27 protein-coding genes and 2 pseudogenes are annotated in these 24,465 nt (G+C 69.2%); 15 read left to right on the top strand and 14 right to left on the bottom strand.

The window, feature by feature from the left end; all coding sequences use genetic code 11:
- Window positions 1-58: 58 nt before the first annotated feature.
- A complete protein-coding gene (locus AOQ37_RS04115; protein WP_062641463.1) occupies window positions 59-619 on the bottom strand; it encodes a hypothetical protein in 561 nt (186 codons plus the stop codon).
- 11 nt (window positions 620-630) lie between these two features.
- Complete coding sequence (locus AOQ37_RS40315) at window positions 631-798, bottom strand: hypothetical protein (protein ID WP_159401298.1); 168 nt, start codon at window positions 796-798, stop codon at window positions 631-633.
- A 119-nt stretch (window positions 799-917) separates the two neighbouring features.
- Here AOQ37_RS40315 and AOQ37_RS04110 point away from each other — a divergent pair, with 119 nt between their 5' ends.
- From AOQ37_RS04110 to AOQ37_RS04095, 4 genes are all read left to right on the top strand, one after another.
- Window positions 918-1,568 (top strand): TetR/AcrR family transcriptional regulator, encoded by a 651-nt coding sequence (locus AOQ37_RS04110; RefSeq protein ID WP_062641142.1) that lies wholly within the window; start codon window positions 918-920, stop codon window positions 1,566-1,568.
- Between the two features lie 139 nt (window positions 1,569-1,707).
- Entirely contained in the window at window positions 1,708-2,835 is a 1,128-nt protein-coding gene (gene nicT, locus AOQ37_RS04105; RefSeq protein ID WP_062641140.1) for a Nickel transporter NicT, read from the top strand.
- 67 nt (window positions 2,836-2,902) lie between these two features.
- Complete coding sequence (locus tag AOQ37_RS04100; protein ID WP_062641138.1) at window positions 2,903-3,715, top strand: aminoglycoside adenylyltransferase domain-containing protein; 813 nt, start codon at window positions 2,903-2,905, stop codon at window positions 3,713-3,715.
- A 514-nt stretch (window positions 3,716-4,229) separates the two neighbouring features.
- Window positions 4,230-5,183: a metal ABC transporter substrate-binding protein gene (locus AOQ37_RS04095; RefSeq protein WP_062641136.1), complete on the top strand. Its 954-nt coding sequence runs from the start codon at window positions 4,230-4,232 to the stop codon at window positions 5,181-5,183.
- A 374-nt stretch (window positions 5,184-5,557) separates the two neighbouring features.
- Here AOQ37_RS04095 and AOQ37_RS04090 read toward each other — a convergent pair whose 3' ends face one another.
- Both AOQ37_RS04090 and AOQ37_RS04085 read right to left on the bottom strand, forming a co-directional pair.
- On the bottom strand, window positions 5,558-6,019 hold the full coding sequence (locus tag AOQ37_RS04090; RefSeq protein ID WP_062641134.1) for a hypothetical protein: 462 nt from the start codon (window positions 6,017-6,019) through the stop codon (window positions 5,558-5,560).
- A gap of 144 nt (window positions 6,020-6,163) precedes the next feature.
- Window positions 6,164-7,333 (bottom strand): lipid II:glycine glycyltransferase FemX, encoded by a 1,170-nt coding sequence (locus tag AOQ37_RS04085; protein WP_304956776.1) that lies wholly within the window; start codon window positions 7,331-7,333, stop codon window positions 6,164-6,166.
- Between the two features lie 143 nt (window positions 7,334-7,476).
- On the opposite strand from AOQ37_RS04085, the gene murJ reads away from it, so the two are divergent.
- From murJ to AOQ37_RS04070, 3 genes are read left to right on the top strand one after another with little or no spacing between them, the layout of a single operon-like run.
- Complete coding sequence (gene murJ, locus AOQ37_RS04080) at window positions 7,477-9,168, top strand: murein biosynthesis integral membrane protein MurJ (protein ID WP_107085093.1); 1,692 nt, start codon at window positions 7,477-7,479, stop codon at window positions 9,166-9,168.
- Window positions 9,165-9,740, top strand: coding sequence for a SigE family RNA polymerase sigma factor (locus AOQ37_RS04075; RefSeq protein ID WP_062641132.1), 576 nt, complete (start codon window positions 9,165-9,167; stop codon window positions 9,738-9,740). The genes murJ and AOQ37_RS04075 overlap by 4 nt, the downstream gene beginning before the upstream one ends.
- A complete protein-coding gene (locus AOQ37_RS04070; RefSeq protein WP_062641130.1) occupies window positions 9,733-10,587 on the top strand; it encodes a hypothetical protein in 855 nt (284 codons plus the stop codon). Before AOQ37_RS04075 ends, AOQ37_RS04070 begins: the two co-directional genes overlap by 8 nt.
- A 199-nt stretch (window positions 10,588-10,786) precedes the next feature.
- Here AOQ37_RS04070 and pspAB read toward each other — a convergent pair.
- From pspAB to AOQ37_RS04045, 6 genes and pseudogenes are all read right to left on the bottom strand, one after another.
- Window positions 10,787-10,888, bottom strand: a pseudogene (gene pspAB / locus AOQ37_RS42260) (PspA-associated protein PspAB); the annotation flags it as partial.
- Window positions 10,889-10,965: 77 nt separating this feature from the next.
- Window positions 10,966-11,304 carry an STAS domain-containing protein gene (locus AOQ37_RS04065; RefSeq protein ID WP_062641129.1) on the bottom strand — a complete coding sequence of 113 codons (339 nt, stop codon included), beginning with the start codon at window positions 11,302-11,304 and terminating at the stop codon, window positions 10,966-10,968.
- Between the two features lie 210 nt (window positions 11,305-11,514).
- A complete protein-coding gene (locus AOQ37_RS04060; protein ID WP_062641127.1) occupies window positions 11,515-11,907 on the bottom strand; it encodes a MerR family transcriptional regulator in 393 nt (130 codons plus the stop codon).
- 263 nt (window positions 11,908-12,170) lie between these two features.
- Window positions 12,171-12,410, bottom strand: a pseudogene (locus AOQ37_RS38325) (pyridine nucleotide-disulfide oxidoreductase); the annotation flags it as partial.
- Window positions 12,406-13,038, bottom strand: a complete 633-nt coding sequence (locus AOQ37_RS04050; RefSeq protein WP_062641123.1) for a DUF2218 domain-containing protein — start codon at window positions 13,036-13,038, stop codon at window positions 12,406-12,408. The gene AOQ37_RS04050 and the pseudogene AOQ37_RS38325, both read right to left, overlap by 5 nt.
- 28 nt (window positions 13,039-13,066) lie before the next feature.
- Window positions 13,067-13,696 (bottom strand): class I SAM-dependent methyltransferase, encoded by a 630-nt coding sequence (locus AOQ37_RS04045; protein ID WP_062641121.1) that lies wholly within the window; start codon window positions 13,694-13,696, stop codon window positions 13,067-13,069.
- 313 nt (window positions 13,697-14,009) lie between these two features.
- Here AOQ37_RS04045 and AOQ37_RS04040 point away from each other — a divergent pair, with 313 nt between their 5' ends.
- From AOQ37_RS04040 to AOQ37_RS04010, 6 genes are all read left to right on the top strand, one after another.
- The gene (locus AOQ37_RS04040; RefSeq protein ID WP_062641119.1) at window positions 14,010-14,342 is read left to right on the top strand and encodes a hypothetical protein; all 333 of its coding nucleotides are present in this window, start codon (window positions 14,010-14,012) and stop codon (window positions 14,340-14,342) included.
- Window positions 14,343-14,689: 347 nt separating this feature from the next.
- Entirely contained in the window at window positions 14,690-15,280 is a 591-nt protein-coding gene (locus tag AOQ37_RS04035; RefSeq protein ID WP_062641118.1) for a hypothetical protein, read from the top strand.
- 95 nt (window positions 15,281-15,375) lie between these two features.
- A complete protein-coding gene (locus AOQ37_RS04030; protein ID WP_062641115.1) occupies window positions 15,376-15,630 on the top strand; it encodes a hypothetical protein in 255 nt (84 codons plus the stop codon).
- 662 nt (window positions 15,631-16,292) lie between these two features.
- Window positions 16,293-16,889: a carbonic anhydrase gene (locus AOQ37_RS04020; RefSeq protein WP_062641112.1), complete on the top strand. Its 597-nt coding sequence runs from the start codon at window positions 16,293-16,295 to the stop codon at window positions 16,887-16,889.
- A complete protein-coding gene (locus AOQ37_RS04015; protein WP_078889973.1) occupies window positions 16,886-18,418 on the top strand; it encodes a SulP family inorganic anion transporter in 1,533 nt (510 codons plus the stop codon). Before AOQ37_RS04020 ends, AOQ37_RS04015 begins: the two co-directional genes overlap by 4 nt.
- A 326-nt stretch (window positions 18,419-18,744) precedes the next feature.
- Window positions 18,745-19,371, top strand: coding sequence for a DUF2752 domain-containing protein (locus tag AOQ37_RS04010; protein WP_199824922.1), 627 nt, complete (start codon window positions 18,745-18,747; stop codon window positions 19,369-19,371).
- A gap of 42 nt (window positions 19,372-19,413) precedes the next feature.
- Here AOQ37_RS04010 and AOQ37_RS42070 read toward each other — a convergent pair whose 3' ends face one another.
- Both AOQ37_RS42070 and AOQ37_RS04005 read right to left on the bottom strand, forming a co-directional pair.
- Window positions 19,414-19,647 (bottom strand): zf-HC2 domain-containing protein, encoded by a 234-nt coding sequence (locus AOQ37_RS42070; protein WP_078889972.1) that lies wholly within the window; start codon window positions 19,645-19,647, stop codon window positions 19,414-19,416.
- A 44-nt stretch (window positions 19,648-19,691) separates the two neighbouring features.
- Complete coding sequence (locus AOQ37_RS04005; RefSeq protein WP_062641107.1) at window positions 19,692-19,916, bottom strand: hypothetical protein; 225 nt, start codon at window positions 19,914-19,916, stop codon at window positions 19,692-19,694.
- A 10-nt stretch (window positions 19,917-19,926) separates the two neighbouring features.
- Between AOQ37_RS04005 and AOQ37_RS40310 the strand changes: the two genes are divergently transcribed.
- A complete protein-coding gene (locus tag AOQ37_RS40310; RefSeq protein ID WP_159401297.1) occupies window positions 19,927-20,088 on the top strand; it encodes a hypothetical protein in 162 nt (53 codons plus the stop codon).
- Between the two features lie 945 nt (window positions 20,089-21,033).
- Entirely contained in the window at window positions 21,034-21,840 is an 807-nt protein-coding gene (locus tag AOQ37_RS03995; RefSeq protein ID WP_078890001.1) for a C40 family peptidase, read from the top strand.
- Between the two features lie 386 nt (window positions 21,841-22,226).
- Here the strand turns inward: AOQ37_RS03995 and AOQ37_RS03990 are convergent, their stop codons facing one another.
- Together AOQ37_RS03990 and AOQ37_RS03985 are read right to left on the bottom strand one after the other, a co-directional pair.
- A complete protein-coding gene (locus tag AOQ37_RS03990) occupies window positions 22,227-23,852 on the bottom strand; it encodes a multicopper oxidase family protein (RefSeq protein WP_062641103.1) in 1,626 nt (541 codons plus the stop codon).
- Window positions 23,853-23,928: 76 nt separating this feature from the next.
- Complete coding sequence (locus AOQ37_RS03985; protein ID WP_062641102.1) at window positions 23,929-24,393, bottom strand: hypothetical protein; 465 nt, start codon at window positions 24,391-24,393, stop codon at window positions 23,929-23,931.
- Window positions 24,394-24,465: the final 72 nt, after the last annotated feature.

Below are 24,465 nucleotides of genomic sequence, written 5' to 3'. Positions count from 1 at the left end.
TATCGAAGCGGCATCTGCCTGACCCTGCCCACCACTTCCTCGTATTCCTCGTACCGCTTCAGGAGACGGGCAGCCCTGCTGCTTGGTCGCCTCGGGCTGCGGGCCGCTGCTGGACTCGCGGCTCGTGCTGCTTGCGCCATCCGTAACGTGTCAGGCCCCTCGGCTTGTACACCGACAGCGTGACCGCCACGAGCAGTACCAGCAGGGCAGCGGCGGCGTCGGCGAGCAACTGGATCCTCATCCCGACGAGATCGCCGCTGGACAGGTTCGTCCCGGCCGCGACATCGGCGACGTGGCCGACCACCTGCATGTGCACCAGCAGAAGAACGGTCGCAACAACGGTGATCAGCAGCTTGAACAGGACCCAGTAGTGGCGGAACAGACCCCACGAGGTACCCAGGGCCTGGACAACCCCGGTGAGCAGCGAGGCGAGACTCAACGGGACCAGGACGAGCCAGCCGGTCAGCTCCATCGCGAGATAGGCTCCGCGAACGGTCTGGGCGTTCTGACTGGTCAGCCCCACGACGGCGAGGGCGAGGAAGACGGCGACGGCACCGAGCCAGCCGACCGACGAAGTGACGTGCGCGGTGAGCGCGAACTTGCGAAGGCGAGGGTTCATGGTCATCGCGATCAGTGGTTCCCCATGCTGCCACCGAGCGTGTGCATGAGCACGAACGCCACGAGCAGGGCGGCTCCGGCGGCTATCGCCAGCGTCTTCGCCCAGCGCGGCATGCCGGGATGCGCCGCGGGACCAGGCCCATGACCGGCGGCGTCGGGGCGAGAAGGTGAGTCAGCCATGTGCGTGTTCCTCACAGTGCGTGGATGTCATACGGTTCGCGGCAGCCGCAGTTTACGAGACACGATGTCTACGATGTCAACCAGAGCGTATCGACATCGCCGCCACGTACACTGACCCAGTGCCGAAGCTGTGGAACGAGACGATCGACGCGCACCGCCGCGCCGTACGCGACGCGATCCTGAACAGCACCGCCGAGCTGGCCGCCGAGCACGGCCTTCGGTCGGTGACGATGTCGCAGATCGCCGAGAACGCCGGCATCGGCCGGGCCACGCTGTACAAGTACTTCCCGGACGTCGAGGCGATCCTGCTCGCCTGGCACGACCGCCAGATCACCGAACACCTGGGACAGCTCGCCGAGGTCCGCGATCAGACCGATGGAGCCGGCGAACAACTCGAGGCGGTCCTGAGGGCGTTCGCTCACATCTCACGCCAGTCCCGCGGGCACCACGGCACCGAACTCTCCGCGCTCCTTCACCGGGACGAGCGCGTCGTCCGAGCGCAGCAGCAGCTCCACGGCATGATCCGGGACCTCCTGGCCGAGGGTGCGCAGACCGGCGCCTTCCGTGACGACATCGCACCCGACGAGCTGGCGACGTACTGCCTCCACGCCCTCACGGCCGCTGCCGCCCTGCCTTCCGAAGCGGCGGCCGACCGGCTCGTCACGGTGACCCTGTCCGGGCTGCGCGAGGGGCACCTCACGCCGGATAACCAGAGTTCGGCGAGCCGGCAAGAGCACCATGGCCGCCGCGTAGGGCACTCAGGCCACTGACTCGCTCCCTCGTCCCACGACCCCGCATCAGCCTGAGCAGCACCCTCGTCCAAGTTATTGCAATCCCTTTGCACCTAACTACTAAGCGCCATAGAGAATGGAGTGCGATGTAAGCACGACCCGGATCAAGGACACCACTATGACCGTTGCACCCCACCCCCAGCCGGGCCTCGTCCGGCGCGTGCGCGAAGCACTCACCCCGCGTGAATGGGCCCGGGCCGGCGTACTGGCCGCCGCGATCCTCGCCCTGCACGTCATCGGCTGGGGCACGCTGCTGTTCGTCGTCGTCCCGCAGCACTTCGACCTGGGCAGCGAGGGGGCGTTCGGCGTCGGCCTCGGCGTCACCGCATACATCCTCGGCATGCGGCACGCCTTCGACGCGGACCACATCGCCGCGATCGACAACACCACCCGCAAGCTGATCTCCGACGGCCAGCGCCCACTGTCCGTGGGCTTCTGGTTCTCCCTCGGGCACTCGACTGTCGTCTTCCTGCTCGCCCTGCTCTTCGCGCTCGGGGTGCGCTCCCTCGCCGGTCCGGTGCAGGACGACGGCTCCGCGCTGCAGCAGACGCTCGGCCTCATCGGCACCTCGGTCTCCGGCCTCTTCCTCTACGTCATCGCGGCCTTCAACCTCGTTGCACTGATCGGCATCCTGCGTGTCTTCCGCCGGATGCGGGCCGGTCGCCACACCGAGGCCGACCTGGAGGCACAGCTCACCGCCGGCGGCGGGCTGATGAGCCGCATCCTGGGTCGTGCGACGCGAGCCGTCGGCAAGCCCTGGCACATGTACCCGCTCGGCTTCCTCTTCGGCCTCGGCTTCGACACCGCCACCGAGGTCTCACTCCTCTTCCTGGCGGCGGGCGCGGCAGGCGCAGGCATTCCCTGGTACGCGATCCTCTGCCTGCCGGTGCTGTTCGCGGCCGGGATGAGCCTGCTCGACACGATCGACGGCTCGTTCATGAATTTCGCGTACTCCTGGGCTTTCTCCAACCCGGTCCGCAAGGTCTTCTACAACATCACCATCACCGGCCTGTCGGTCGCCGCCGCGCTCATCATCGGCACCGTCGAGCTGCTCTCGATCGCCGCAGAGAAGCTTTCTCTGCACGGCGCGTTCTGGGAGTGGATCGGCCGCATCGACCTCAACAGCGTCGGGTACGCCGTCGTCCTCCTCTTCGTCGTCACCTGGGCCGCCGCTTTGCTGATCTGGCGTTACGGCCGCATCGAGGAGAAGTGGGCACTCAGGCCCCGCATCTCAGAAGAGGACTGATCGACTCCGCACGGGACGGGGAATGCACACTGGCGCCGACGACGACTGAGGCGCACCCTCTGCCCCTATGATCCTGGATCCTTCCGTCTACGTGGTCGTCCAGACCTACGTGCACGCCGTTGACACGGCGCTCCCGGGGTTCGTCCAAGGCCTCTACCTCGTGGGCTCCGTGGCTCTGCACGACTTCCATCCCGGGGCCAGCTACATCGACTTCGTGGCCGTCTCGGCGACTCCCCCGGACGACCGCCAAATCGCCACTCTGGAGCGGCTTCACGCACATGTGGCGGACGCGTATCCCCGCCCCTACTTCGACGGCTCGTACGTCACCTGGGACGAGCTCGCCTCGGACCCGCTGCTGGCTGTACCCGGTCCACACGTCCACGAGCACAGGTTCAGCCGCACGTCCCGCGGTGACCGCCACCCCGTGACCTGGCACACCTTGGCCGACCACGGCACCGCCCTGCGCGGGCCGCTCCCGGGCGACATCCACATCCATACCGACCACGCCGGCCTCGCCGGATGGACGCGCGGGAACCTTGCTGACTACTGGGATCCCTGGTGGCGACGTGCGTCACGGCTTCCCTCTCCACTGGGCCTTGCCTGTCTGGGCAGTTGGGGACCGGCCTGGGGTGTCCTCGGCGTCAGCCGCCTGCACTACACCCTGACCACCGGCCGGATCACCTCCAAGCGGGGGGCCGGAGAGTACGCGCTCACACGGTTCGACGACGCCTGGGAGCGCATCGTCGAGGAGTGCCTGCGCATCAGGTGCGCCACGCCCGAGAAGTCGCTGTACCGCAGCCCCTTCGAACGCCGCTCCGAGGCGCTCGCGTTCATCGACATGGCCATCCGTGATGCCCAGCAAAGTGCGCATGACTCCTAAGTACTTTCGTGGATAGGAACGCGGTCCAGACTGCCGAATTTCGGCAGCGCGACCTCCAGGCACTTCATCTCCTCACGTCATGGCGCACATCCTCAAGATTCAGCAGCCTGGGCGCGGCACATTGGCGATCGACAGACAGGTCCTCATTGCCTCCCCGACGCCGCGTTCCGGCTAACGCCCGAGTGGCGCACTGGCTCGACGGCAGCCCACGGACGCGCCCGGCCCTCCGGGCCCAGACGGCCACCAGCAACCGCTCAACCCGCAGCACCCCCCCACACACACAGGAAATACCGTGCACGCAACCTTCCGCATCGCGCTTCAGCCGGGCCCTGGGCCAGCGGAAACCACCGCCGCGCGACCCGACACCGAGCACTCCGCTTCCTGTCGCAGGCTTGCGGGCGCGCGGGAAGAAGGGACCAGTCTACGAAAAGGCTTAGTAGGTTCCTACAGACTACATCGCCACGGCGGGGAACTCGTTGACAATGGTTGCCATTTTCCTTGAGTGTTGGGTGCCATGACCGTACGACTCCTCCCCATACCCGCCGCTGCCGTCACCGGAGTCACAGCGCTCGCTCTCGTCGGCCTGTCCGCCTGTAGCACCTCCGACACCGCTGCCGCCAGCCGCGAGGATGGCGGCAAGGTCAACGTGGTGGCGTCCTTCTACCCCATGCAGTACCTCGCCGAGGAGATCGGGGGCGACCATGTCTCCGTCACCACTCTCACCAGGCCCGGCGTCGAGCCCCACGACCTGGAACTCACCCCGCAGCAGACCGCCCAACTCGGCGAGGCCGACCTCACCCTCTACCTCAAGGACCTCCAGCCCGCCGTCGACGAGGCCGTCGCCCAGTCCGGTGTGAAGCGCGCCGTTGATGCCACGACCCTCACCACCCTGGAGGACCTCGGCACAGCGAACACCGAGGACGAGGAGGAGGGCGGCACGGGAACGTCACTCGACCCGCACGTCTGGCTGGACCCGGTGAAGTACGCCGAGGTCGCCAAGGGCGTCGGCACAGCCCTGGAGAAGGCCGACCCGGACAACGCCGCCGACTACAGGAAGAACACCGACGCGCTGGTCAACAAGCTCGACGACCTCAACACCAAGTTCACCGACGGTCTGAAGAATTCCACGAGCAAGGTCTTCATCACCTCCCACACCGCGTTCGGCTACCTCGCCCAGCGGTACGGCCTGGAACAGCAGGGCATCGCCGGACTGGATCCGGAGTCCGAGCCCAGCCCCGCTCGGATCAAGGAACTCCAAGAGATCGCCAAGCGGGACAAGGTCACAACGGTCTTCTTCGAGACCCTGGCCAGTGACGAGACCGCGAAGACGCTCGCCAAGGACACCGGCCTGAAGACAGATCTCCTCGACCCCGTCGAAGGGATCACCGAGCAGTCCCGCGGGGACAACTACGTCGAGGTCATGGAAGCCAACCTCACCGCGCTGCAGAAGGCCCTCGGCGCGAAATGACATATGCGCCGGAGCGCGAGCCATAGAACAGCGTCGACCCTGTCAGGGATCGGACCACGCTGGGCTCGCGCCCCGGCTACAAGGCGCCGGCTCTCATCACTGCGAGCAGCAGCGCAGTCGCCGCTCCCTGGCGTGAACGGGCGTGGACGCCCTTGATGGGATCACCGACAGGTGATCAACGGGCTCGCGAGCGACCCGTGCCCGTGCCGACGGCGCGGTACCGCGCGACGATCCCCGAACGGCCGGAACGTGGTCGAACACCGCCAACTACTTCGACAAGCTCGCGGCACGCTACCGGCCCGGAGTCCAACTTGCCGCGTACCGGCGGCGCCGACCCGATCCTGTGGCTCGCGAGCCCGCATCGTGATTGCGCCTCAGTGGCCGCGTGGCTGGACGAGAAGCGCGGTTGGTGGGATCCCCAGTGTGTCCAGTCGGGACAGGAGTTCTGCCTCCTGCTCCTGTGTCACGGCGATCCACAGGGTGGTTCCCGAGTCACTGGCGCTGAAGACCAGCCGGTCCCCACGCCAGCCTTCGGCGTTGATCGTGTGGGGCGCCAGATCCGACAGCAGCTCGAACTGCGCGTCGTCGCGGACGTCGATGTCGATCCCCATCCCAGGATCGGCGCGCCGCGAGCGACTGCCGTCCGCCACCGCCTGCCGGGCCAGGGACAGCGCGCGTTCGTACAAGTGCACCACTGCTGGTGGCCAGGCGTCGTCGCAGTAGGCGTCGAGGTGGGCCACCTCGATGCCGGAGCGCAGGACCCGAAGCGCCTCGCGATGAACAAGCGCTACGTCCACAGGGCTCAACCCGTCCACGAGTACGAGTTCGCGGTCCAAGCCGCCGTCCTAGCTGATCACACGCATGACCTCCCGCGCCCCGGGGCTCCCATTCACTCAGCAGAGCGGAACCCAGTACTAAATTACTTAGCACTTCGCGGCTACTGTTGCCCCATGACCGATCCGCACGCCCCGGGGCTGCCCTCAGCGCCGTGCCAGATACCTCTGCATGGCACGGTGCAGGGTCTTGTTGACAGCGCCCTCAAGCGCCAGCTCCCATTCACCGAGCGTCTCGACGACCTGGCCTCCCGTTCCGAGCTTCCAGCGCATCAGGCCGAACGACCGCTCCTGCGGATCGAGTACATCGGGCACGCCCCGCATGTCGTACACCTCGGCACCCAGCGCGTGCGCGTCGCGGAGCATCCGCCACTGCAGGGCGTTGCTCGGCCGCACCTCGCGGCGGTGGTCCGCGGACGCTCCCGTCTGGTACCAGGCCCGGCGCCCCGCCACGATCAGCGTGTGCGCGGCGAGCACCTCCCCGTCGTGCCACGCCAGGTACAGCCGCATGCGGCCGGGCTCCTCCGTGTTGAGCTCCTGATACTGGCGCTGGAAGTAGTCCAGCGAGCGTCCGAGCCGGAAACCGTCGCGCCGCTCGGTGAGCTGCAGCAGCCGGTAGAACTCCGGCAGATAGTCGGCCGTACCGACGCAGGGCTCGACGTCGGCCTTCGCCGCCTTCTTTATGTTGCGCCGCCACTCCTGGTTCAGCCCCGCCCACAGGTCGTCGAGGCCGCGGCCGGCGAGCGGCACCTCGAAGAGGTAGCGGGGCTGTGCGTCGCCGGAGTCCCCTTCCTCTCCGCAGCGCCGCCAGCCGGCCGCCCGCAGCCGGTCCGCGACGGCCGCGCCGACCGGGTCGACGAGGTCCGGCAGTACGTCCCCGACACGGCGGCCGGGACCGACCGCCTCCTTGAGCGTCGCGGCATTCCAGCGGCGGTACGGCAGCGGCGGCCCCATCCGCACCGCGAAGGCGCCGGCCGACCGGAGATGGTCCAGCAGCGGCTGAAGCAGATGCGGCAGCCGCGGGTCCGCCCAGTCCACCACCGGCCCTTCCGGCAGGTAGGCGAAGTACCGGCGCGTTCTGGGCAGTTGCCGGTACAGCACCTGGGCCGCACCGCACTGGCGTCCGGAGCCGTCGAACCAGCCGAGCCGTTCCGCCTTCCAGCCTGCCTTCACCGCAGCCCAGGACGGGTACTGCAGGAAGCTCGCCTGTCCGGGGAGAGAGTCCAGATATCCCAGGTGCTGTTCGGCGGTCGTGGTGAGCACCTCGTAGCTGCGGGTGTGTGTGGCTTCGGACATCTGCGCCTCTGTCACGGCCATGTGGCAGGTCTCCTCGATCTGTTCCGTACTCCTCCGCCGGGAGGGCGGCGGGACAGACCCGCCTGTCTCTTGCACGCCTGGCGGCCCCGGCCTGTGGCGGGGAATTTCACCGAGCTGCCCGACCGGCGGGGAGGACACGCGGCGTGACGGCTCAGGAACAGGTGGAAGCCGCCACCGGGTCGGTTCCGAAGTCCCGTTCGACACCCCGGCTGCGCGGCGGGGCGGTGATGATGCTGGGTTCCCTGGCGTCGCGGGCCACCGGGTTCGTCCGCGGCGCGGTCGTGGTCGCCGCACTGGGCACGGCGCTGCTCGGCGACGCCTACAACGTCGCCAACACCGTGCCCAACATCGTCTACATCCTGCTGATCGGCGGAGCGCTGAACTCGGTGTTCGTGCCGGAGCTGGTGCGGGCGGCGAAGGAGCACGCGGACGGCGGGGCCGCGTACACCGCCCGGCTGCTCACGCTCTGCCTGACCGCCCTGACCGCGATCACCACCGCAGCCGTTCTCGCCGCGCCGTGGATCGTCTCGGCGTACACCGACTACACGGGCGCCCAGCGCGACCTCACCGTCGCGCTCGCCCGCTACTGCCTGCCGCAGATCCTCTTCTACGGCGTGTTCACCGTGCTCGGCCAGGTCCTCAACGCCCGCGACCGGTTCGGGGCGATGATGTGGACCCCGGTGCTCAACAACGTCATCGTGATCGCGGTGTTCGGGCTGTACCTGGTGATCGCCCGTACCGCGAGCACGGCGGGCGAGGTCACGGACGGCCAGCTGCTCCTGCTCGGCCTGGGCAGTACGGCGGGCATCGCCGTCCAGGCGCTGGCGCTGCTGCCGTCGCTGCGGGCGGCCGGGTTCCGGTGGCGGCCGCGGTTCGACTGGCGCGGATCGGGGCTCGGGCGGCCGGTGCGGGCCGCCGTGTGGACTCTGCTGCTGGTCCTGGTGAACCAGGTCGCGTACTGGGTGGTGACCCGGCTGTCCACGTCCGCCGGGGTGCGTGCCGTCGCCGAGGGCGTCACGGAGGGCGTCGGTTACACCGCGTACAGCAGCGCCTATCAGCTGTGGGTGGTGCCGCAGGGCATCGTCACCGTCTCCCTGGTCACCGTGCTGCTGCCACGGATGAGCCGGGCCGCCGCCGACGGGGACCTGACGCAGGTGAGCGCCGGCCTGTCCCGGACCCTGCGCACGACAGCGGTGGCGATCGTGCCCGCCGTGTTCCTCTTCCTGGTGCTCGCGCCTCAACTCGCCGGGCTCGCCTACCAGTACGGGCAGGTCAGCGACGCCGATGCCCGGGCGATCGGCTGGGTGCTGGCGGCGTTCGCGCCTGGGCTGGCGGCCTTCTCCGCGCAGTACGTGCTCTCGCGCGGCTTCTACGCACTCGGCGACACCCGTACGCCGTTCCTGCTGACCTTCGTCATCGCCGCCGTCAACGCGGGACTGTCCGCGGCCTCGTACGTCCTGCTGCCCGCGCGCTGGGCGGTCACCGGCATCGCGGCCGCTTATGCGATCGCCTGTACGGCGGGCCTGTGCTGCACCGCGCTCGTGCTGCGCCGCAGGCTGGGCCGTCCCCTGGACAGGGCACTCGGCACGCACCTGCGCCTCGGCGTCGCCTGCCTGCCAGGCGCCGCCCTGGCGTACGCGGTGAGCGGCTGGCTCACGGACCGGCTGGGCGGCGGTCTCACGGGGGACGCCTCGGGCCTAGTGCTCGGCGCCGCCGTCATCGGCCTGTCGGTCGTGGTGTTGGCGCGTCCGCTGCGCATCCCCGAGGTCGGCGAGCTCGTTGCTCCGCTGACCCGCCGTTTTGGAGCGAGTGGCCGTCACAGGAGGGGGCGATGACGGAGAGCCAGGGGCAACCACCGGACGCACGTAGGGACTTCGAGCGCTTCTACACCGAGAGCGTGAAGCGGCTCGTCACCGTCGTGTATGCGGTGACGGGCGACCTCGGCGAGGCGGAGGACGCGGTCCAGGAGGCGTACGCCAGGGCCTGGCCGCGGTGGGAGCAGCTGGTCGCGGAAGGGGATCCGACGCCGTGGGTGCGTACGGTCGCCCTGCGCCTGGCGGTCAGCTCCTGGCGCAGGACCCGCAACCGGATCCTCGCTCACTTCCGGCACGGTCCGCCGCCCGATCTACCCGGCCTCGCACCCGACCACGTCGCCCTGGTCGCCGCCCTGCGTCGCCTCAACCCCGAACAGCGGCGCGCGGTGGTCCTGCACCATCTCCTCGACCTCCCGGTGGAGGAGGTCGCCCGCCAGACCGGGTCGACCAGCACGGCGGTACGCTCACGGCTCATGCGGGCCCGCCGCGTTCTCAGCGCCCATCTCACCGACTCGCCGGACACGCCGACGGCACGAACAGGCCGTACAGCGACCGCCGCACAACCCCGGCAGGAGGTCCTCCCTCATGAGTGACGACACCCGCCGTCCCCCGCAGGACGACCTCGGCACGCTGCTCCACGGCTACGCCGACGACGCCGAGCCTCTGATCACCGTGAGTGGGCGCGTCACCGACGTGCACGAGCGGGTGCGCCGCCACCGGACCCACCGCCGACTGGCGGTCACCACGGCGGGCTGCGCCGCCCTGCTCTCCCTCGGCCTCTGGGGCCTGACGTCCCTGCCCGGCAGCGCGCCGGGCGACCGTCCCGAGCGGACCAACCCAGGTCTGGTCTCGGCCGCCTCGATCCTGCCCTCACCGGACAGCGGTGGTGGTCTCCCGCGTACGGATTTGTTGTCCCCGTCCGCGCTGCCCTGGAACGCCGGCTATCACTGGCGCACCACAACCACAGGTAACGGTGCCACCACTCCCCTGCCCACCGGCGGGGCGGGTGACTGCGCTCTGCAGTGGTTCGACGGGACCGGCACCAAGGACCAGATCGCTCGTACGTACAGAGGAGACAGCGGAGCGACGGCACAGCACCGCATCGCGGCGTACGCGGACAACTCCGCCGCCCAGCAAGCCGTAAGACAGCTGGCCGAAGCCCTGCACAGGTGCGGCTGGCACCAGACCCGAAGTCCCGATACGCAGGACCACGGCTCGACGGCGCCCGCGCTCTACGAATACGTCCTGACGAACGGGGCGGGAGCCCCGCTACGCGTGACGCTGGTCCAGTCCGACCACCGGGTCGCCGTGCTCGTCCTCGCCACCCAGCAGGCCGACGATCACGCACACGCCGATCCCCGGACAGAGCACTGCTTGGAACAGACCGTGAACTCCGCGCAGCCGCATACTCCTTCACCGTCATCGACGGGACATTGCTGATGCCGTGGTCAGCACTCCGAGCCGCGCGAATCAGCGGAACACGCCGCCCCGGCGCCGCGGCCATCAGGTTCCTGGCGCCACGCATCGCGACACACCGGGCAGCATCGATCGGCGATGACCGATGTCCTGGATCGCGAGTGGCAGGCCACCGGACCGATCGGACGCAACGTCGTCAGCCGTTGACTCGGAGGGCGGCAGGTCACAGGCCGGGGGCGGCCCAGAGGGGGAACCAGCGGGTCAGGTCCTGCTCAGCAAGGGTGGCCTTGACCTGGAGTTCGAGCGGGTTGTCGCGCTTCTCGGTGGACAAGCTGCTGACCACAGCCGCCCCAGCAACCTGACCTTCACCCAGGGGATCCTCGCGTGCGTGGGTGTCGTCGGCTACTCCTCGATCGTCGCCACCACATCGATGCCGGCATGCCGCAGGGTCCGCTGCACGTTGCGGCGAGCCCCACGGACGGTGAGGGCGGCCGGCTCCGGGGCGCTCGTCACCGCGCGGAGCAAAGCGTAGGCGCACGCGAGGTCCAGCCGTTCGAGGTCGCTCATCTCCAGCACCCAGGCGCCTGCCTGCCGCAGGCGCTGGTCGCGGAGACGTTCCTCCAGCTCGCGCAGCACGTGTGCGTCCAGGACACCTGAGAAGGCCAGGACGACGCGCTTCCCGTCAGCCTCGGCGATCCTCACCGTCCCGGGCTGCGGCCTCGCAGGGCCTTCGTCTGCCATGGCGACCTCCTCACCGGCGAGAGGGTGTGCATCCCATTCTGGCAACGACCGCGTCTGCGCGCCGGTCCTGGAGGATTGGCGCGACAGCCGCGAGAGCGAGCGTCCGGGCGGCGTGCTCTTTTCCGCGTCGGCACGCGGGAGCGTCGGCCGGTGACGCGGCGTGGACCTGGCGGAGCGCCGTCGGCCTGCGGCCATGTCCGGGCGCGTCACTCAGACGTCCTCGATGATCGAGCAGACCGTGGCCAGCTCTCCCCGCGGCCGGTCGTCGGCGGTCCGGCGGGTCTCCACCAGGGCCTGCCGCAGTGCCAGGAGATCTGTGACGGTTGCGTCGATCTCGGCGATGCGCGCGTCCAGCAGGTCACGGACGCCGTCGCACGGCGGTGTGCCGCCGCGGCGGATCTTCGGCACCTCACGCACGTCCTCCAGGTGCAGGCCCAGAGCACGCGCCCGACGGATGAATGTCAGCAGCTCGACGTCATCCCAGCCGTACAGCCGATAGCCGGCCGCGCTGCGCTCCGCCTTCGGCAGCAGCCCCTTGGCCTCATAGATCCGGACGGCCTTGGGCGTGAGCCCGGCTGCTTGCGCCGCCTGCCCGATGCTCATCCCTGGCATCTCCATGCTCGCTCCTCCTCCCGTCCAGTGTTGACCTTGCCCCTGGGGCCAGGTTCTAGCGTCGCTCGCGACGAACCGAACGCGTAAACAGGGTCGTGGGCGCGATGCCGTTCCGTGAGGGCGAGGTCTATCGCTGCCCCGATGAGAACTGCGGGTGCGAGCTGACGGTCACCAAGGCCGCCTAGGGCAGTCAGGGCGGCATCCTGGCCGCTCAGCGCACCCGGCGCCAGGCCGCCAGGATGCTCCGTCCTGTGGAGGAGTCCGGCGTCGCGGGCGGCGCGCACCGGCGGGACGGCCACGATGTCGCCGAGCGAGGCGACGCCACCGGTGTCGGTGCGGGCCTCATCGAGCGCGCGGCGGCGAGCGGTGGCGACGTCGGACAGGACGCGGCCGTCGACGTCGTCGGCCAGAAACCACGACGGGCGCTGCGTCACCCACGTCACCTCAACGCCGCCGAGGGCGAGGTCGGCTGCGATCTGCGCGTCCGCGTCACCGGGTGCGCCTGCGGCGGTGGTGGGCGACGAAGCCGCCCATTCCGATGACCTTCACGAGGACGACCACCACGACGACGGCGCCGGCCCCCCAGCCCAGCCACTGCGAAGCCGCCAGCACGGAGCCGCCCAGCACCAGATGCGCGACGACCAGCAGCGCCACGGCACCGATGACTGCCCGGACGGTCCACCGGCGGGTCGTGCCGCTTCCGTGACCGTGCTCCATCGGGTGCGGGGCGTCTTCCTGGTCGCCTGTTCCGGGGAGAGCGCTGGGCGCTTCCGGAGGCTGTCGCCAGGTCACTGTCAGGTGGTCGCGCCTGCCGATCTTTTCGACGCGTGCGGCTATGAGATCCCGCATCCGTTGCAGATCTTCCTCGGTTGCGGCCTCAACATGCATCACCAGCGCGTCCGGGGTGGCCCGCAAGGTCCACCGGCCCAGGCTCAGGCGGACCGTCCCGTCGGTGTCGGTCCATTCGACGTGATGCACCACGGGGGGCCTGTGCGTGTCTGTGCCGCCGCGAGCGCCCTGCCGATAGTGGGGGTGTCGGCCCATCTGCTCGGCGTGTCGGCAGAGTTGGTCGAAGTAGCGGCTCGCGCGCTCGGTCTCGACGCGGGCTTCCGCGGTCAGCATGGCGTTCCTTTCCGGGCCATTCTCGGGTTCAGATCCTGGTGAGGGCGACGAGCCAGGCCCGGATGCCGTCCGGGTCGGTGGTGATGGCGATGGTGCTGGGCTCGATGGAGTCGATGCGCCATCCTTCGGCGAAGGAGGCCTCGATCTCGGCTCGCGTGAGCTTGTGCACCCGTCCCCACTCGCCGGGCTGCCGGTCGCTGAAGCACAGCATGAAGTAGCGGCCGCCCGGCCGGATCGCGGCCCGCAGGCTGTCGACGTAGGTGGCGCGGTCGTCGCTGCCGAAGATGTGGAAAAGGCCGCTGTCGAGCACGGTGTCGAAGGTTTCGTGCAGGTCGGCCAGCTTCAGGGCGTCCCAGTGCAGGAACCGCGCCGTGCGGCCCCGCTCGTGAGCCTTGCCCTCCGCGGCGCGCAGGGCCCGGGAGGCGAGGTCGACGCCGGTGGCGTCCAGACCGCGGCCCGCGCACATGAGCACGTGCTCGCCTGTCCCGCAACCGGCGTCCAGCACCCGGCCCCGGATGGCACCCGCCTCGGCGAGGGCGAGGAATGCCGGTTGCGGTCGCCCAATGTCCCAGGGCGGCGGCTCGGCGTACAGGTCGTCGGGCTCCAGCGGTTCCCCGGAGCCGGGCTGGAGGTGGGGGTGATGGAGTGAGCCGGCCATGCCGGTGTCCTTCCCGTCGCGTCGGGCGCTCCGGATCGCCGCCCGAGGCCTCATGACAATGACCAGCTTTATCGAGACACACTGTCTCTGCCAAATTCAGAGCGTCTCCATTAGAGGCGCGGCGTATAACTCCAAGAGTGCCGAAGCCGGGATACTGGGAGGAAGTGCCACATCGAGCGAGCAACCTTGAAGTCGACGGCGCAGCGTCGTCCGGACTCGCTATGATCACGCCGTGCTCACGGAACGGACGGCCGCAGCCCCGCCGCGAGCCCGTACGCGGGCTCCGCAGCTGTCCCGTCTGCTGTGGCTCGCAATGTTGCTGTTCAGCCTGCTGTTCGCTCACGGACTGCATGGAGAGAGTGCCGCCGGGCACCTCGCAGCGGGCGTCACCGCGTCACTTCCCGTGGATGAACCGGAGCCTCCGGCCGACGACGAGGACCGTCAGCACGAGGACGGCGAGTTCGCGGACTCCGCGCACAACTGCGCCCCGAGCCAGCCGAATGAGGCCCTCGATGTGCCTCCGCCCGGCAACTCACCACTCGAAGTGACCGCACTCTGCCGCCTGTTGCCGCACTCCGGCACGAGGACCGGCGTCGCGGACCTGGTCACCGATTCCGTGACCGCAACGTCCGTATTGCGCATTTAGACAGACGGGGCGCACCCCGCCCTGACCGCTGTTCACGAGCGCACGTTCCAGCTCCGTGAAGGGCTTCGCACGTCCTGACACAGCCAAGCAGCGACGCACCCGCGCCCCTTCGACTGCGGCTGAGCGCTGCCGTGGCGCTTCTGCCTGCGATCACCTCCTTCCCGAACTTCGTGTACTACGAGTCGCCGAAAGGCCCTGCCTTGTCTCTTGTCACCGATCGCCCCGCACACCCCGTACGCTCCGCACCTCAGCCGCCCCCCTCAGGGGGCCGAGCGGCCGCTCGCCGCGCTCGCGGACGGCGGCGCGCCCGCAAGCCCGCACCGCTCGCGGGCCGTTACATCGGATACGTGCTGTACTTCGTCGGGGCGGGCCTCATCAGCGGCGCCGTGGTCCACCATCCTCTGGATCCGGCCCGGTACACGAAAATCGCCGTCATCGGTGTCCTGGTGTTCCTGGCCGCGACAGTGGTCAACGAGTTTCTTCTCGCCACCGACCGGCCCGCGCTGCGGCGCGCGATCCTCGTCATCGGGGCTTCACTGCTGCTCTCGTTCGGCATCGGCATGCTCAGTGGCGGCCTGCAGCACTTCGAGGACTTCCCGGACCGCGGGGCCGTGCTCGTCCCTCTGGGGATAACGGTCTCCTTCGTCGCCTTCGTGCTCAAGGACGCCCACTCCTCCTGGCGCCGCATCTTCGGCCCCATGGGGCTGGCCGTCCTCCTCACCGCGGCTGTCAGCTTCTTCGGGCTGCGGGCAGTGGCGGATGGTCTGGGCGAGTCGTCCGGACAGAGCGGACACAGCCACGGGGAGGGCACGGAGACGTCCGACGAGCACGCCACCACAGAGGAGCCCCCGGCTTCCGACACCGAATCCGCGGCACCAGAGACGAGCGCGTCAACCGACGCCGAGACCGGTCACACGGAAGACGGACACAGCCACTGAGACACGGGCCGGATAGCAGATCTACTAAGAGCCTTAGAGCCGCTCGGGTAACGTAGGCGTCGCACACCCCAACAGCGGGGAAACCGGAGGGGGACATGATCGGACACAGCGACGCCTACACCCCGAGCGGCATCACCAGCACCCTTCACGTCGCTTCGGACGTCAAGGAGGAAGACGGGTTCCTGTCAGGGATCTCCACCATCAGCACACTCGCGATGGCACTGGTCGCGGCCCTTGCGGTGATCCTGGTAGCAGAGCTGATATGGAGGGAACGGCGGCAGCGCAGACGGGAAGAGCTGGCAGGGCCCACCCCTGAAACCGATCCCCATGAGGGTGACATCTCGCCGTAACCACTCGGACGCCGACTACGGTTAATGTACTAAGGAACTTAGCGGAGTGCTGTGCAGATCTCCGTTGCGCAGCCCCATGCTGCACGGACCGACGTACGACCAGGAGCTGAACGCAAGTGTCACGAGGCAAGTCGGCATGGGCCTTGTTCGCGGCCCTTGCCGCCGCACTGCTGGCACTTCAGCTCTTCACACACACGGCTCCCACCGCGGCCGTCCACAAGCCGGAGACGACGACGTCCCAGGGCGAGGCAGTGGACTATGAGGTCTGTGACGCCATGCACTCCTCCTCTGAGGAGATGTCCGAGCACTCCCTGACCCGCGATCGCCAGCGGGCCGACGAGCACACCTCAGACGGCCCTTCCCGCAGCACCCAGACCACGGACACCAACGCGGTCGCGGCACCGTCGGCCTCGTCGCCGAACAGAGACACGCACAGCCGGCAGAGACCGGCCTCAGACCTCTCACCGGCGGCGCTTCAGGTCTTCCGCTGCTGATCCAGCCCACGGGCAAGTGCCATACCGGACGGCTGAAGCCTGCTCCCAGCCGCCTCGCACCCTCGCACGCTCGAAGGCGTTCCGAGGCAGTTCCGCTTGCCTGCCGCAGTGACATACCGCACCTGACGAACCGACGCGCCCTCATGGCGCGCCCAGGAGGCATCTCACATGCAGCCCCTCATCGACTACGCACGGTCGTTCCGGCAACAGTCCGCGGCACGGCGCGAAGAGTTCGCCCGACTCGCCGAAGGCCAAGCCCCGCAGGCCCTGTTCATCACCTGCTCCGACTCGCGGGTCATACCGTCCCTGATCACCGGGGCCCGCCCGGGCGAGCTCTTCGAACTCCGCACCGCGGGCAACATCGTGCCCCCGTACACCCTCGCTCGGCCGACCAGTGAGGCCGCGACCATCGAATACGCGGTGGAGGTACTCGGCGTCAACGACGTGGTTGTCTGTGGCCACTCGCACTGCGGCGCGGTCGGCGCGCTCGTACGCGGCGAGAACCTCACCGCCGTACCCGCCGTCCGCGACTGGCTCGCCCACGCCGCACCACGGCCGGGAGACGCGACAGCACCGGACGACCCCACCGTCGCGGACGCGGTGCAGTCCCACGTACTGGCGCAGATTCTGAGGCTGCGCTCATACCCGTGCATCGGGCCGCGGCTGGAGGCGGGCGAACTACGCCTGCACGCCTGGTTCTACGAGATCCACACCGGCACCGTGCTGGCCCACCGGCCGCACACCGACACCTTCGTCGCGCTGTGAGCGCCCGCAGGAAGGTCGCCCGTACGACGCCCACGGGCAGCCGGGGGCACGGCCGCCGCCGCAGTAACGCGGGATCTTCCGGAGCGACTCTCCGGCAGGACTTCGCCGCCTCGCTCGTCGTCTTCCTCGTCGCCCTGCCGCTGTGCGTGGGCGTCGCCGTCGCCTCCGGTGTTCCGGCCGAACTCGGCCTCGTCACCGGCATCGTGGGCGGCCTCGTCACCGGGCTGCTGCCCGGTAGCAGTCTGCAGGTCTCGGGCCCGGCCGCCGGTCTGACCGTGCTGGTCTTCGAAGCCGTACGCGAGTACGGACTGCCGGGACTCGGCGTCATCGTGCTCGCCACCGGTGTACTCCAACTCCTCATGGGCGCCCTGAAGTTCGGGCGCTACTTCCGGGCCATCTCGGTCGCAGTCGTCGAGGGCATGCTGGCCGGGATCGGATCGGTGCTGATCGCGGGCCAGCTGTACTCCATGGCGGGGGCGAAGGCACCGGCCGAGGGCCTGGCCAAGATCGCCGGGCTACCAGAGATGTTCGCCGACGCGGTGGGGTCGCCCGGTGCGCGGGCCGCGCTCGGCCTCGGTGCGGGCACCATCGCCGTACTCGTGCTGTGGAAGAAGCTGCCGAAGGCGATCCAGGTGGTGCCGGCGCCGCTCGCCGCCGTGGGACTCGCCACGTCCGCTTCGGTGTTCCTCGGACTGCCGGTGGCCAAGGTGGAGGTGCAGGGACTGCTCGGCGCGATACAGCCGCCGACGCCCGGTACCTTCGGGGACCTGGTGGACGTCGGGGTGCTCAGCACCGTTCTCGCCTTCACCCTGATCGCCTCCGCCGAGAGCCTGTTCAGCGCGGCCGCGGTGGACCGGCTGCACGACGGGCCGCGCACCCAGTACGACAAGGAACTGATGGCGCAAGGTGCGGGCAACACCGTCTGCGGGCTGCTCGGCGCGCTGCCGATGACCGCGGTCATCGTGCGCAGTGCGGCGAACGTCCAGGCGGGCGCCCGCACCAAGGCATCCCGGGTCCTGCACGGCGTCTGGCTACTGCTCTTCGCGGCGCTCCTTCCGGCCGCGCTCGGGGTCATTCCGATTCCGGCGCTCGCTGGCATCCTCGTCTACTCGGGTTTCAAGCTGATCCCGGCCAAGGTGGTGAAGGCGCTGTGGCGGGATCACCGCGGTGAGGCACTGATCCTCGTCGTCACGGCGGTGTCGATCGTCGCGGTCAGCATGTTCGAGGGCGTGCTCATCGGCCTGGCCCTCGCCGTGGTCAAGACGGCGTGGGATGCCTCGCACGTCCGGCTGGAGATCATCGACAAGGGTGCCGGACCCATCCAGGCGCACCTGAAGGGCAATGCCACCTTCATGCGGCTGCCGAAGATCCTCGACAGTCTGGAGGCGCTGCCCCAGAACCGCCCTGTCGAAGTCAACCTGTCGGGGGTGCACCACCTCGACCACGCCTGTCGCACCGCTCTGGAGAACTGGGCGGCACGGCACAGCGCGGACGGCACCGAGCCCGTCAAGGTGACATCGGCCGTCTGACAGACCGACGATGCCGCGGTACCGGGCGGATCCCCGGTACCGCGGCATGGCTCGGGCCCGCCTTCGTGGACCCTGCGGAAAACTGTGACCCCGCAGGTCATTCGCCGGCCTCGGTCAGGGCCCGGAAAACGTCCCTCCTTCGTTTTGGCGACGATGGGCTCGTCACCGCGGTCGGACGGGATCCCGGCTGGTGGCTGCCGGATCGCCGGTCTCTGGCGTTCCGTGACGCGGTGACGGCACCGGATGCATCGGTCCCGGTCCGGTGGGCGGCCACAATGAGCTCGTGGACGCATGGTGACAGCGGCCCTCGGCAATGGGACGGCGGGATGAGCGACCTCGTGGAGACGGCGAGAGTACGTGGACGGCGATGGCCGCCCTTCCGGATGGCCTGGGAGGAGCGCGACCGGCACCGGTGGGTGGGGCCGCTGGCGGCCGTCGGCCTCATGTCGGGAGGGCTGCTGGCCGTTCTTGGGCTGCCTCCGGTGGATCTGCACGGCCCGCTGCACTACGCGGGCGTAATGGATCCACTGTGCGGCGCCACCCGGGGAGTGCACGCGGCGATGCTCGGAGACATCGGCGAGGCGTGGCGCTACAACCCGCTCAGCCTCGTCCTCGTCCTGGGAGCCGTCGGAGCGCTGCTGCGTGAGGCGATCGGCCGACTGCGCGGGCGGTGGCCGAACCTCCGGGTCACGTACCGCCGGGCCGCGGTCGCGGCCGGTGTCGCCCTCCTCGCCGCGCTGGAGGCCAACCAGCAGGCGCACGCCGACCTGCTGCGCAGCGGTCCGGGCACGGCGCCGTCCGCCTGGCTGCTGCTGTCTATCACGCTGCCGCTGGCCGCAGCGGTGGTGCTCCTGACGCTGCTGCTGATCCGACGGGCCGGCCGCCGGCCTCACCCTCCGACCCCACCTTTCCACGCGGGCGCTCGCTCCCGTACGGGTGGTCCACGTGGCTGAGACGGCGTCGGCGACCACCGTGCCACCGCTTCCGCGAACCTTTCAGTCTCCCCACGGAGGGTGTGGCGGTCGCGCACCGTGTGCCGCGGTCGGCCGCGGAAGAGCACGGCGGAGCACCTGGACCACGCCGACGAGGTCGTCGCACTCGGACCGGCAGGCAGGGCAGTGGTCGAGGTGAGCTCGGATCGGCACGTCCTCCCCCGGCTCCAGCGCCCCGAGCGCATACACCCCCAGCCATTCGCGGATCTCGTCGCATCCTGCTGTGGGATTCGGCATGCGCCATCACCCTCTCATGTCGCATCTGGCGCTCCGGGGCGCGGTCAGGTGCGGTGCCGGAGCCAGCGGCCTTGGCGACCGGGGCCTCGGGCAGCGGTGACGTTCTGATGCCGGACCTGGGCGGCCTTCGCCGCGCACGGTTGGGCCCGCAGCGCGTTGATCTGCTCGTTCAGTTCCGTCTCGGCGGCGGAGGAGGTACCGGTCTTGTAGCGCCTGTCCCCTGCGGCGCACGAGCTGCCGGCCAGGCCCTTGCCATGGCCGCTGCTCATCCCGCCCCTCATGAACATTGTGCCCGGCGGGCAGAGGGCGAGCACGCACAGCGGCATGGCCACCACGTACCGGCCCGGCTCGACCAGTGGTACGGCGACAGCGCAGGCACCGCGACCGATGGAAGCTCTGTTGTCCGGGCACATGGAACTCCTCACCTCCATCGGCCGCTGAAGCTCCCCGTGAGCTCGTGGGGCACCGTCACGAGGTGGCCTTCCAGGTGCGTCTCTCCCGGTTCGTATGTTTCTGGTGCCGCGGGGCGCCCCGGGCTCGGAAGCCGCCGCCAGGGTGGGCAGGCGGCACCGTCCGGATGCGTCACGACGCCGACGGTCATGCGAATAGCGACTCCACTCTCCGCATGCTTCCATCAGTCCCGACAGTCCAAGATTCTACTATGCACCTAAGAACCTTAGGTCATAGGCTACCGCATACCCGCTCACAACGCCCAAGAGGTCGCGGTCGTGCAGCGCGGACAGACCGTCCCGGCCAGCGTCGTCGATCCAGGCCGCCAGGGACCCAGAGAACGTCAGGTCGACAGCTAACCTATGGCGCGCTCGCGACGACTTTCAGTGCGACGGCGAGAGCCTGATCCTCCCGGCAGGGGAGAGCCCACCGCACCTCAGTCGGCCGGACCCACATCCTTGGGTCGCCGAAGCGGGCGGCCACGTCAAAGCGGGCTTGCACGTCTGCGTAGTTTCCGCGGCACTCCTGGAGAAGGCCCGATTCGAAGAGGGCAATCGGCGCCAGGGACATATCGCGGAAGAGCGCCCAGGACCAGCGGGCTAGGGACCGAAAGCGGCCGAGGGGCTCGGTGCGACCTCCGGCAGCAGTCTCCGTAAGACTGCGACGACAGCGAAGACCGTTCCGTGACTCGCATCACGTCCGCCAACCTCCCCAGAAGCGGGGCTTGGCGACCAGCTCCGGTCGATGGTAGTTCGAGGGGCAATTCGGGCGTACCTACGAAGCCCCTTGGTAGTGGACTTGCAGTCGGAGTCCGCAATGCCCGTTATGGCGTCAACAAGGAGTGGCCCGCAGGGAATTCTGAGCCCCTGTTGAGCAAGTGTGGCCCACTACACATTCCTTGAACATATGGAGGAGGCCCTGATACCGGTTGTCCTCATGTCCCACACCGCTCACATACCAAGCCACCGGAAACCCCGCCGCACCACGTCGCACATGGCGGTGCGGGCCAGGGTTGCTGGTGGCGTACTCAGCACGCTGACGGTGGCTGGTGTGTCTGCTGCCTCGGCGAACGCCGCTGAGCCGGCGGCCCAGACGCTCGAACTGCCCACCCTCACGGCCGACCTGGCCGCGCAGGTCGCGCAGTCCGCGGACGCGACCCAGCAGGCCGCGGCCAACTACGCACTGCAGGCCGAGCGTGACGCAGCCGCCACCAAGGCCGCCAAGCAGGCCAAGGCGGACCTCGCCCAGGCCAAGAAGAAGGCCGAAGCCACTCAGAAGGCCGAGGCCGAGCGCAAGAAGGCCGCCGCCTCGCGCTCCTCCGAGCGGACCACCCTGACTTCGTCCGCCGGCACCACCACCGCCCCGAGCACCTCCTCGTCCACGGCCAGCGGTTCGGCAGCGGCGGTCATCGCCTTCGCCAGGGCGCAGATCGGCGACGCCTACATACTGGGTGCCACCGGCCCCAACTCCTGGGACTGCTCCAGCCTGCTCCAAGCCGCATTCAAGCAGGCAGGCGTCAGCCTCCCAAGGGTGGCGCAGGACCAGTCGGCGACGGGCACCCCGGTCTCACTGAGCAACATCCAGCCCGGCGACATCCTCTACTGGGGCTCCGCCGGCAGCGCGTACCACACGGCGCTCTACGTCGGCGACGGCAAGTTCGTAGGAGCTCAGAACCCGTCCACAGGTATCGCCGAGAAGTCCCTCTCCTGGGACCCGCCGACCGGGGCCGTGCGCGTACTCTGACCCGCGACCGCGCTGGTCGCAGAAGCGCCACTTCGCTCGGACAGTCCTCTGGACGGGGAAAGCGGCCCTCCGGCAGGCAAGGCATTGACCAGCTCGGCACGCGGATCGTTGGCGACACCCCGCTGCGGTGCGGACCGCTGAGCCCCGTCACTGCCGGGCCAGCCCGTGAACCAGCCATTGCGGCAACCGCAATGAATTCGTTTCCCCCAGGGTATTCGCACCCCTTCGTCCGGTACCCAGCCTTCGGCGACGATCTCCCCCCTGAGGCACCCTGCGGATGGCTCGCTCAGCCCGAGCGGCAAGGGAGATCGTGGGCCTATATGTACGCCGGTCCGGACGGACCCATCGAAATCCGGCGGGCCCGTCCGTGAGGCGTGTGGAGAATGTCAGGCCTTGTAGGCCACGTTCGCCATCATCCCGGCCTCACCGTGGTAGGCGTTGTGGCAGTGCAGCATCCACTGGCCCGGGTTGTCGGCGTCGAAGAAGACGGACAGTTTCTTCTTGGGCAGCACGATCGCGGTGTCCTTGCGGGGGCCGGACGTGCCGATCTGGTACGTGTGGCCGTGCAGGTGCATCGGGTGCCACATGTCGGTGTCGTTGACGAAGTCGAGCCGTACGCGCTGGCCCTCCTCGATCATGATGGGGTTCGCGTCGGGGTTAGCCATGTCGAAGGGCTTGCCGTTGATGGCCCAGTTGTACTTGTCCATGCCGCCGGTCAGCTTGAGCTGGTGCGTCACGTCGGTCTTGGCGGTCTCGAACCGTACGTCGTCTGCGGCGCGCAGCTGCGACGCCGTCATGATCATGCCGTCGAGTTCCTTCGGGCGGACGGTCGGCTTCGGGGCGCTCCCCGATCCCGTGCGCACCAGGGCGAAGCCGTTCGTGTTCTTGCCCTCGGCCACAGCGACGAGCGGGAAGACGCCGTCACCGAGGGTGACGAGCACGTCGTAGCGCTCCCCCATGCCGACGAGCAGGGCGTCCACCTCCTGGTGCTGGACCGGGAAGCCGTCGGTGTGGGTGATGGTCAGCTTGTGACCGCCGAGAGCGACGCGGTAGGCGGTGTCGCCGCCCGCGTTGATGATCCGCAGCCGTACCTTCTTGCCGGGCTTGCCGGTGTAGACGTCCGGGTCGGTCGCCACCCGGCCGTTGACGAGGTGGTGCGGGTACTTCACGTCGCCGGCGTCGCCGCCGAGCAGGTCGCTCTCGGCGCCCATGAGCATGAACTTGCCCATCGACATGCCGCCGGACGAGGAGGCGGAGGCCGAGGGGGACGCGGAGTCGCCCATGTCCATCCCGCCCATGTCCCCCATGTCGTGGCCCTCCATGCCGCTGGAGCTGGGGCTGGCACTCTCCCCCATGTCCATGCCGCCCATGCCCTGCCTGAGCTCGGCGAAGACCTCGTCGGGGGTGCCGGTGACGCCGTCGACCCAGTCGTCGAGGAGGACGACCCACTCGTCGTCGTAGTCGAGGGTCTCCTTGGGGTCCTCGACGATCAGCGGGGCGTACAGGCCGCGGTCGAGCTGGACGCCGACGTGCGGGTGGAAGAAGTAGGTGCCGGGGGCGTCGGCGATGAAGTTGTAGGTGAAGGTGGAGCCGGCCCGGACGGCAGTCTGGGTGGCCGGGGGCACGCCGTCCATGTCGTTGCGCAGCGCGATGCCGTGCCAGTGGATCGACGTGGTGGTCTTGTTCGGGAGCTGGTTCGACAGCTCGGCGACCAGGGTGTCGCCGACGGAGAGCCGGACCTCCTTGCCGGGGGTACGGCCGTCGAAGGCCCACGTCTTGGGCATGACGCCGCCGCCCAGGTCGATCATGGCCGGCGCCGCGGTCAGGGTGAGTTTCTGCTGCCGTCCGGTGGTCTTGCGCTTCTTCTCGGCGGCGGCGACCGCCGAGCCGGAGGGGTTGATCAGGGCGTTGCCGCTACCGGAGCCGCTCCCACTGGTGCAGGCGGCGAGCGCCCCGGCGCCGGCTGCTCCCAGTCCGGCGAGCAGGACGGAGCGGCGGTTGATGCTGTTCATTGCGTTATGTCCTCTGCTTCGAAACTGCCGATGTGGTCGCGAAGGGACGGCACATCGCGCGCCGTCCGGGCGCGGCCTATATGCGCAGTTGCGAGAGGACAGACAGATCAGGCGGGGCACGGCCGACCGCACTGGCGGGGACACGACCTTCCGCGGCACGCTCCAGATCCGCGGGCGGGTCGAACGTGCTCTGGCCCGGCGCGGCCAGTTGTACGGAACCGACGCTCGCCGTGGTGCAGTGCTGCATGCCAGGCATGGCACACGCGCCGGAATCAACGCCGTGCGCGGACGATTCCGAGGCGGAGGGTGCCGCCTCGCCCGCCATCGCATGGGCCGCGTCCGCCATGGCATGAGCGGCGTGGGCGGGAGCCGGCATGCGAGCAGAGACTGAGGTGGGCGACGCGGTCGTCATGGACATCACGGATGTCATGGACGTCTCGTGGTGAACGAGCACGGCCAGCGCGACGCACAGGGTGAGGAACACCCCGTACGCCCAGCGGACGGCCATGCCGCCGCCGCTGTGAGCTGTCCGTATCGCCATGAGTTCCACCTGTGCCGTGCTGACTGGTCGCCGGAGTCGCATCCTACCCCCAGGGGGTACTGGAACACCTTA

Origin of the sequence: Streptomyces maremycinicus (assembly GCF_001184025.1) — a bacterium.
In the GTDB taxonomy this organism is placed as follows: Bacteria; Actinomycetota; Actinomycetes; order Streptomycetales; family Streptomycetaceae; genus Streptomyces; species Streptomyces maremycinicus.
This window is presented reverse-complemented; position numbering and strand designations above follow the sequence as displayed.

What these genes read in the sequence shown, in the direction of transcription:
- AOQ37_RS04020 (WP_062641112.1), top strand. Translation starts at nt 16,293, where the DNA reads ATGCAGCCCCTCATCGACTACGCACGGTCGTTCCGGCAACAGTCCGCG.
- AOQ37_RS04030 (WP_062641115.1), top strand. Translation starts at nt 15,376, where the DNA reads ATGATCGGACACAGCGACGCCTACACCCCGAGCGGCATCACCAGCACC.
- AOQ37_RS03995 (WP_078890001.1), top strand. Translation starts at nt 21,034, where the DNA reads ATGTCCCACACCGCTCACATACCAAGCCACCGGAAACCCCGCCGCACC.
- AOQ37_RS04040 (WP_062641119.1), top strand. Translation starts at nt 14,010, where the DNA reads ATGTTGCTGTTCAGCCTGCTGTTCGCTCACGGACTGCATGGAGAGAGT.
- AOQ37_RS04065 (WP_062641129.1), bottom strand. Translation starts at nt 11,304, where the DNA reads ATGGCAGACGAAGGCCCTGCGAGGCCGCAGCCCGGGACGGTGAGGATC.
- AOQ37_RS03985 (WP_062641102.1), bottom strand. Translation starts at nt 24,393, where the DNA reads ATGGCGATACGGACAGCTCACAGCGGCGGCGGCATGGCCGTCCGCTGG.
- AOQ37_RS04115 (WP_062641463.1), bottom strand. Translation starts at nt 619, where the DNA reads ATGAACCCTCGCCTTCGCAAGTTCGCGCTCACCGCGCACGTCACTTCG.
- nicT (WP_062641140.1), top strand. Translation starts at nt 1,708, where the DNA reads ATGACCGTTGCACCCCACCCCCAGCCGGGCCTCGTCCGGCGCGTGCGC.
- AOQ37_RS40315 (WP_159401298.1), bottom strand. Translation starts at nt 798, where the DNA reads ATGGCTGACTCACCTTCTCGCCCCGACGCCGCCGGTCATGGGCCTGGT.
- AOQ37_RS04060 (WP_062641127.1), bottom strand. Translation starts at nt 11,907, where the DNA reads ATGAGCATCGGGCAGGCGGCGCAAGCAGCCGGGCTCACGCCCAAGGCC.
- AOQ37_RS42070 (WP_078889972.1), bottom strand. Translation starts at nt 19,647, where the DNA reads ATGCCGAATCCCACAGCAGGATGCGACGAGATCCGCGAATGGCTGGGG.
- AOQ37_RS04005 (WP_062641107.1), bottom strand. Translation starts at nt 19,916, where the DNA reads ATGAGCAGCGGCCATGGCAAGGGCCTGGCCGGCAGCTCGTGCGCCGCA.
- AOQ37_RS03990 (WP_062641103.1), bottom strand. Translation starts at nt 23,852, where the DNA reads ATGAACAGCATCAACCGCCGCTCCGTCCTGCTCGCCGGACTGGGAGCA.
- AOQ37_RS04010 (WP_199824922.1), top strand. Translation starts at nt 18,745, where the DNA reads ATGAGCGACCTCGTGGAGACGGCGAGAGTACGTGGACGGCGATGGCCG.
- AOQ37_RS04095 (WP_062641136.1), top strand. Translation starts at nt 4,230, where the DNA reads ATGACCGTACGACTCCTCCCCATACCCGCCGCTGCCGTCACCGGAGTC.
- AOQ37_RS04075 (WP_062641132.1), top strand. Translation starts at nt 9,165, where the DNA reads ATGACGGAGAGCCAGGGGCAACCACCGGACGCACGTAGGGACTTCGAG.
- AOQ37_RS40310 (WP_159401297.1), top strand. Translation starts at nt 19,927, where the DNA reads ATGAACATTGTGCCCGGCGGGCAGAGGGCGAGCACGCACAGCGGCATG.
- AOQ37_RS04100 (WP_062641138.1), top strand. Translation starts at nt 2,903, where the DNA reads ATGATCCTGGATCCTTCCGTCTACGTGGTCGTCCAGACCTACGTGCAC.
- AOQ37_RS04045 (WP_062641121.1), bottom strand. Translation starts at nt 13,696, where the DNA reads ATGGCCGGCTCACTCCATCACCCCCACCTCCAGCCCGGCTCCGGGGAA.
- AOQ37_RS04050 (WP_062641123.1), bottom strand. Translation starts at nt 13,038, where the DNA reads ATGCTGACCGCGGAAGCCCGCGTCGAGACCGAGCGCGCGAGCCGCTAC.
- AOQ37_RS04085 (WP_304956776.1), bottom strand. Translation starts at nt 7,333, where the DNA reads ATGGCCGTGACAGAGGCGCAGATGTCCGAAGCCACACACACCCGCAGC.
- AOQ37_RS04070 (WP_062641130.1), top strand. Translation starts at nt 9,733, where the DNA reads ATGAGTGACGACACCCGCCGTCCCCCGCAGGACGACCTCGGCACGCTG.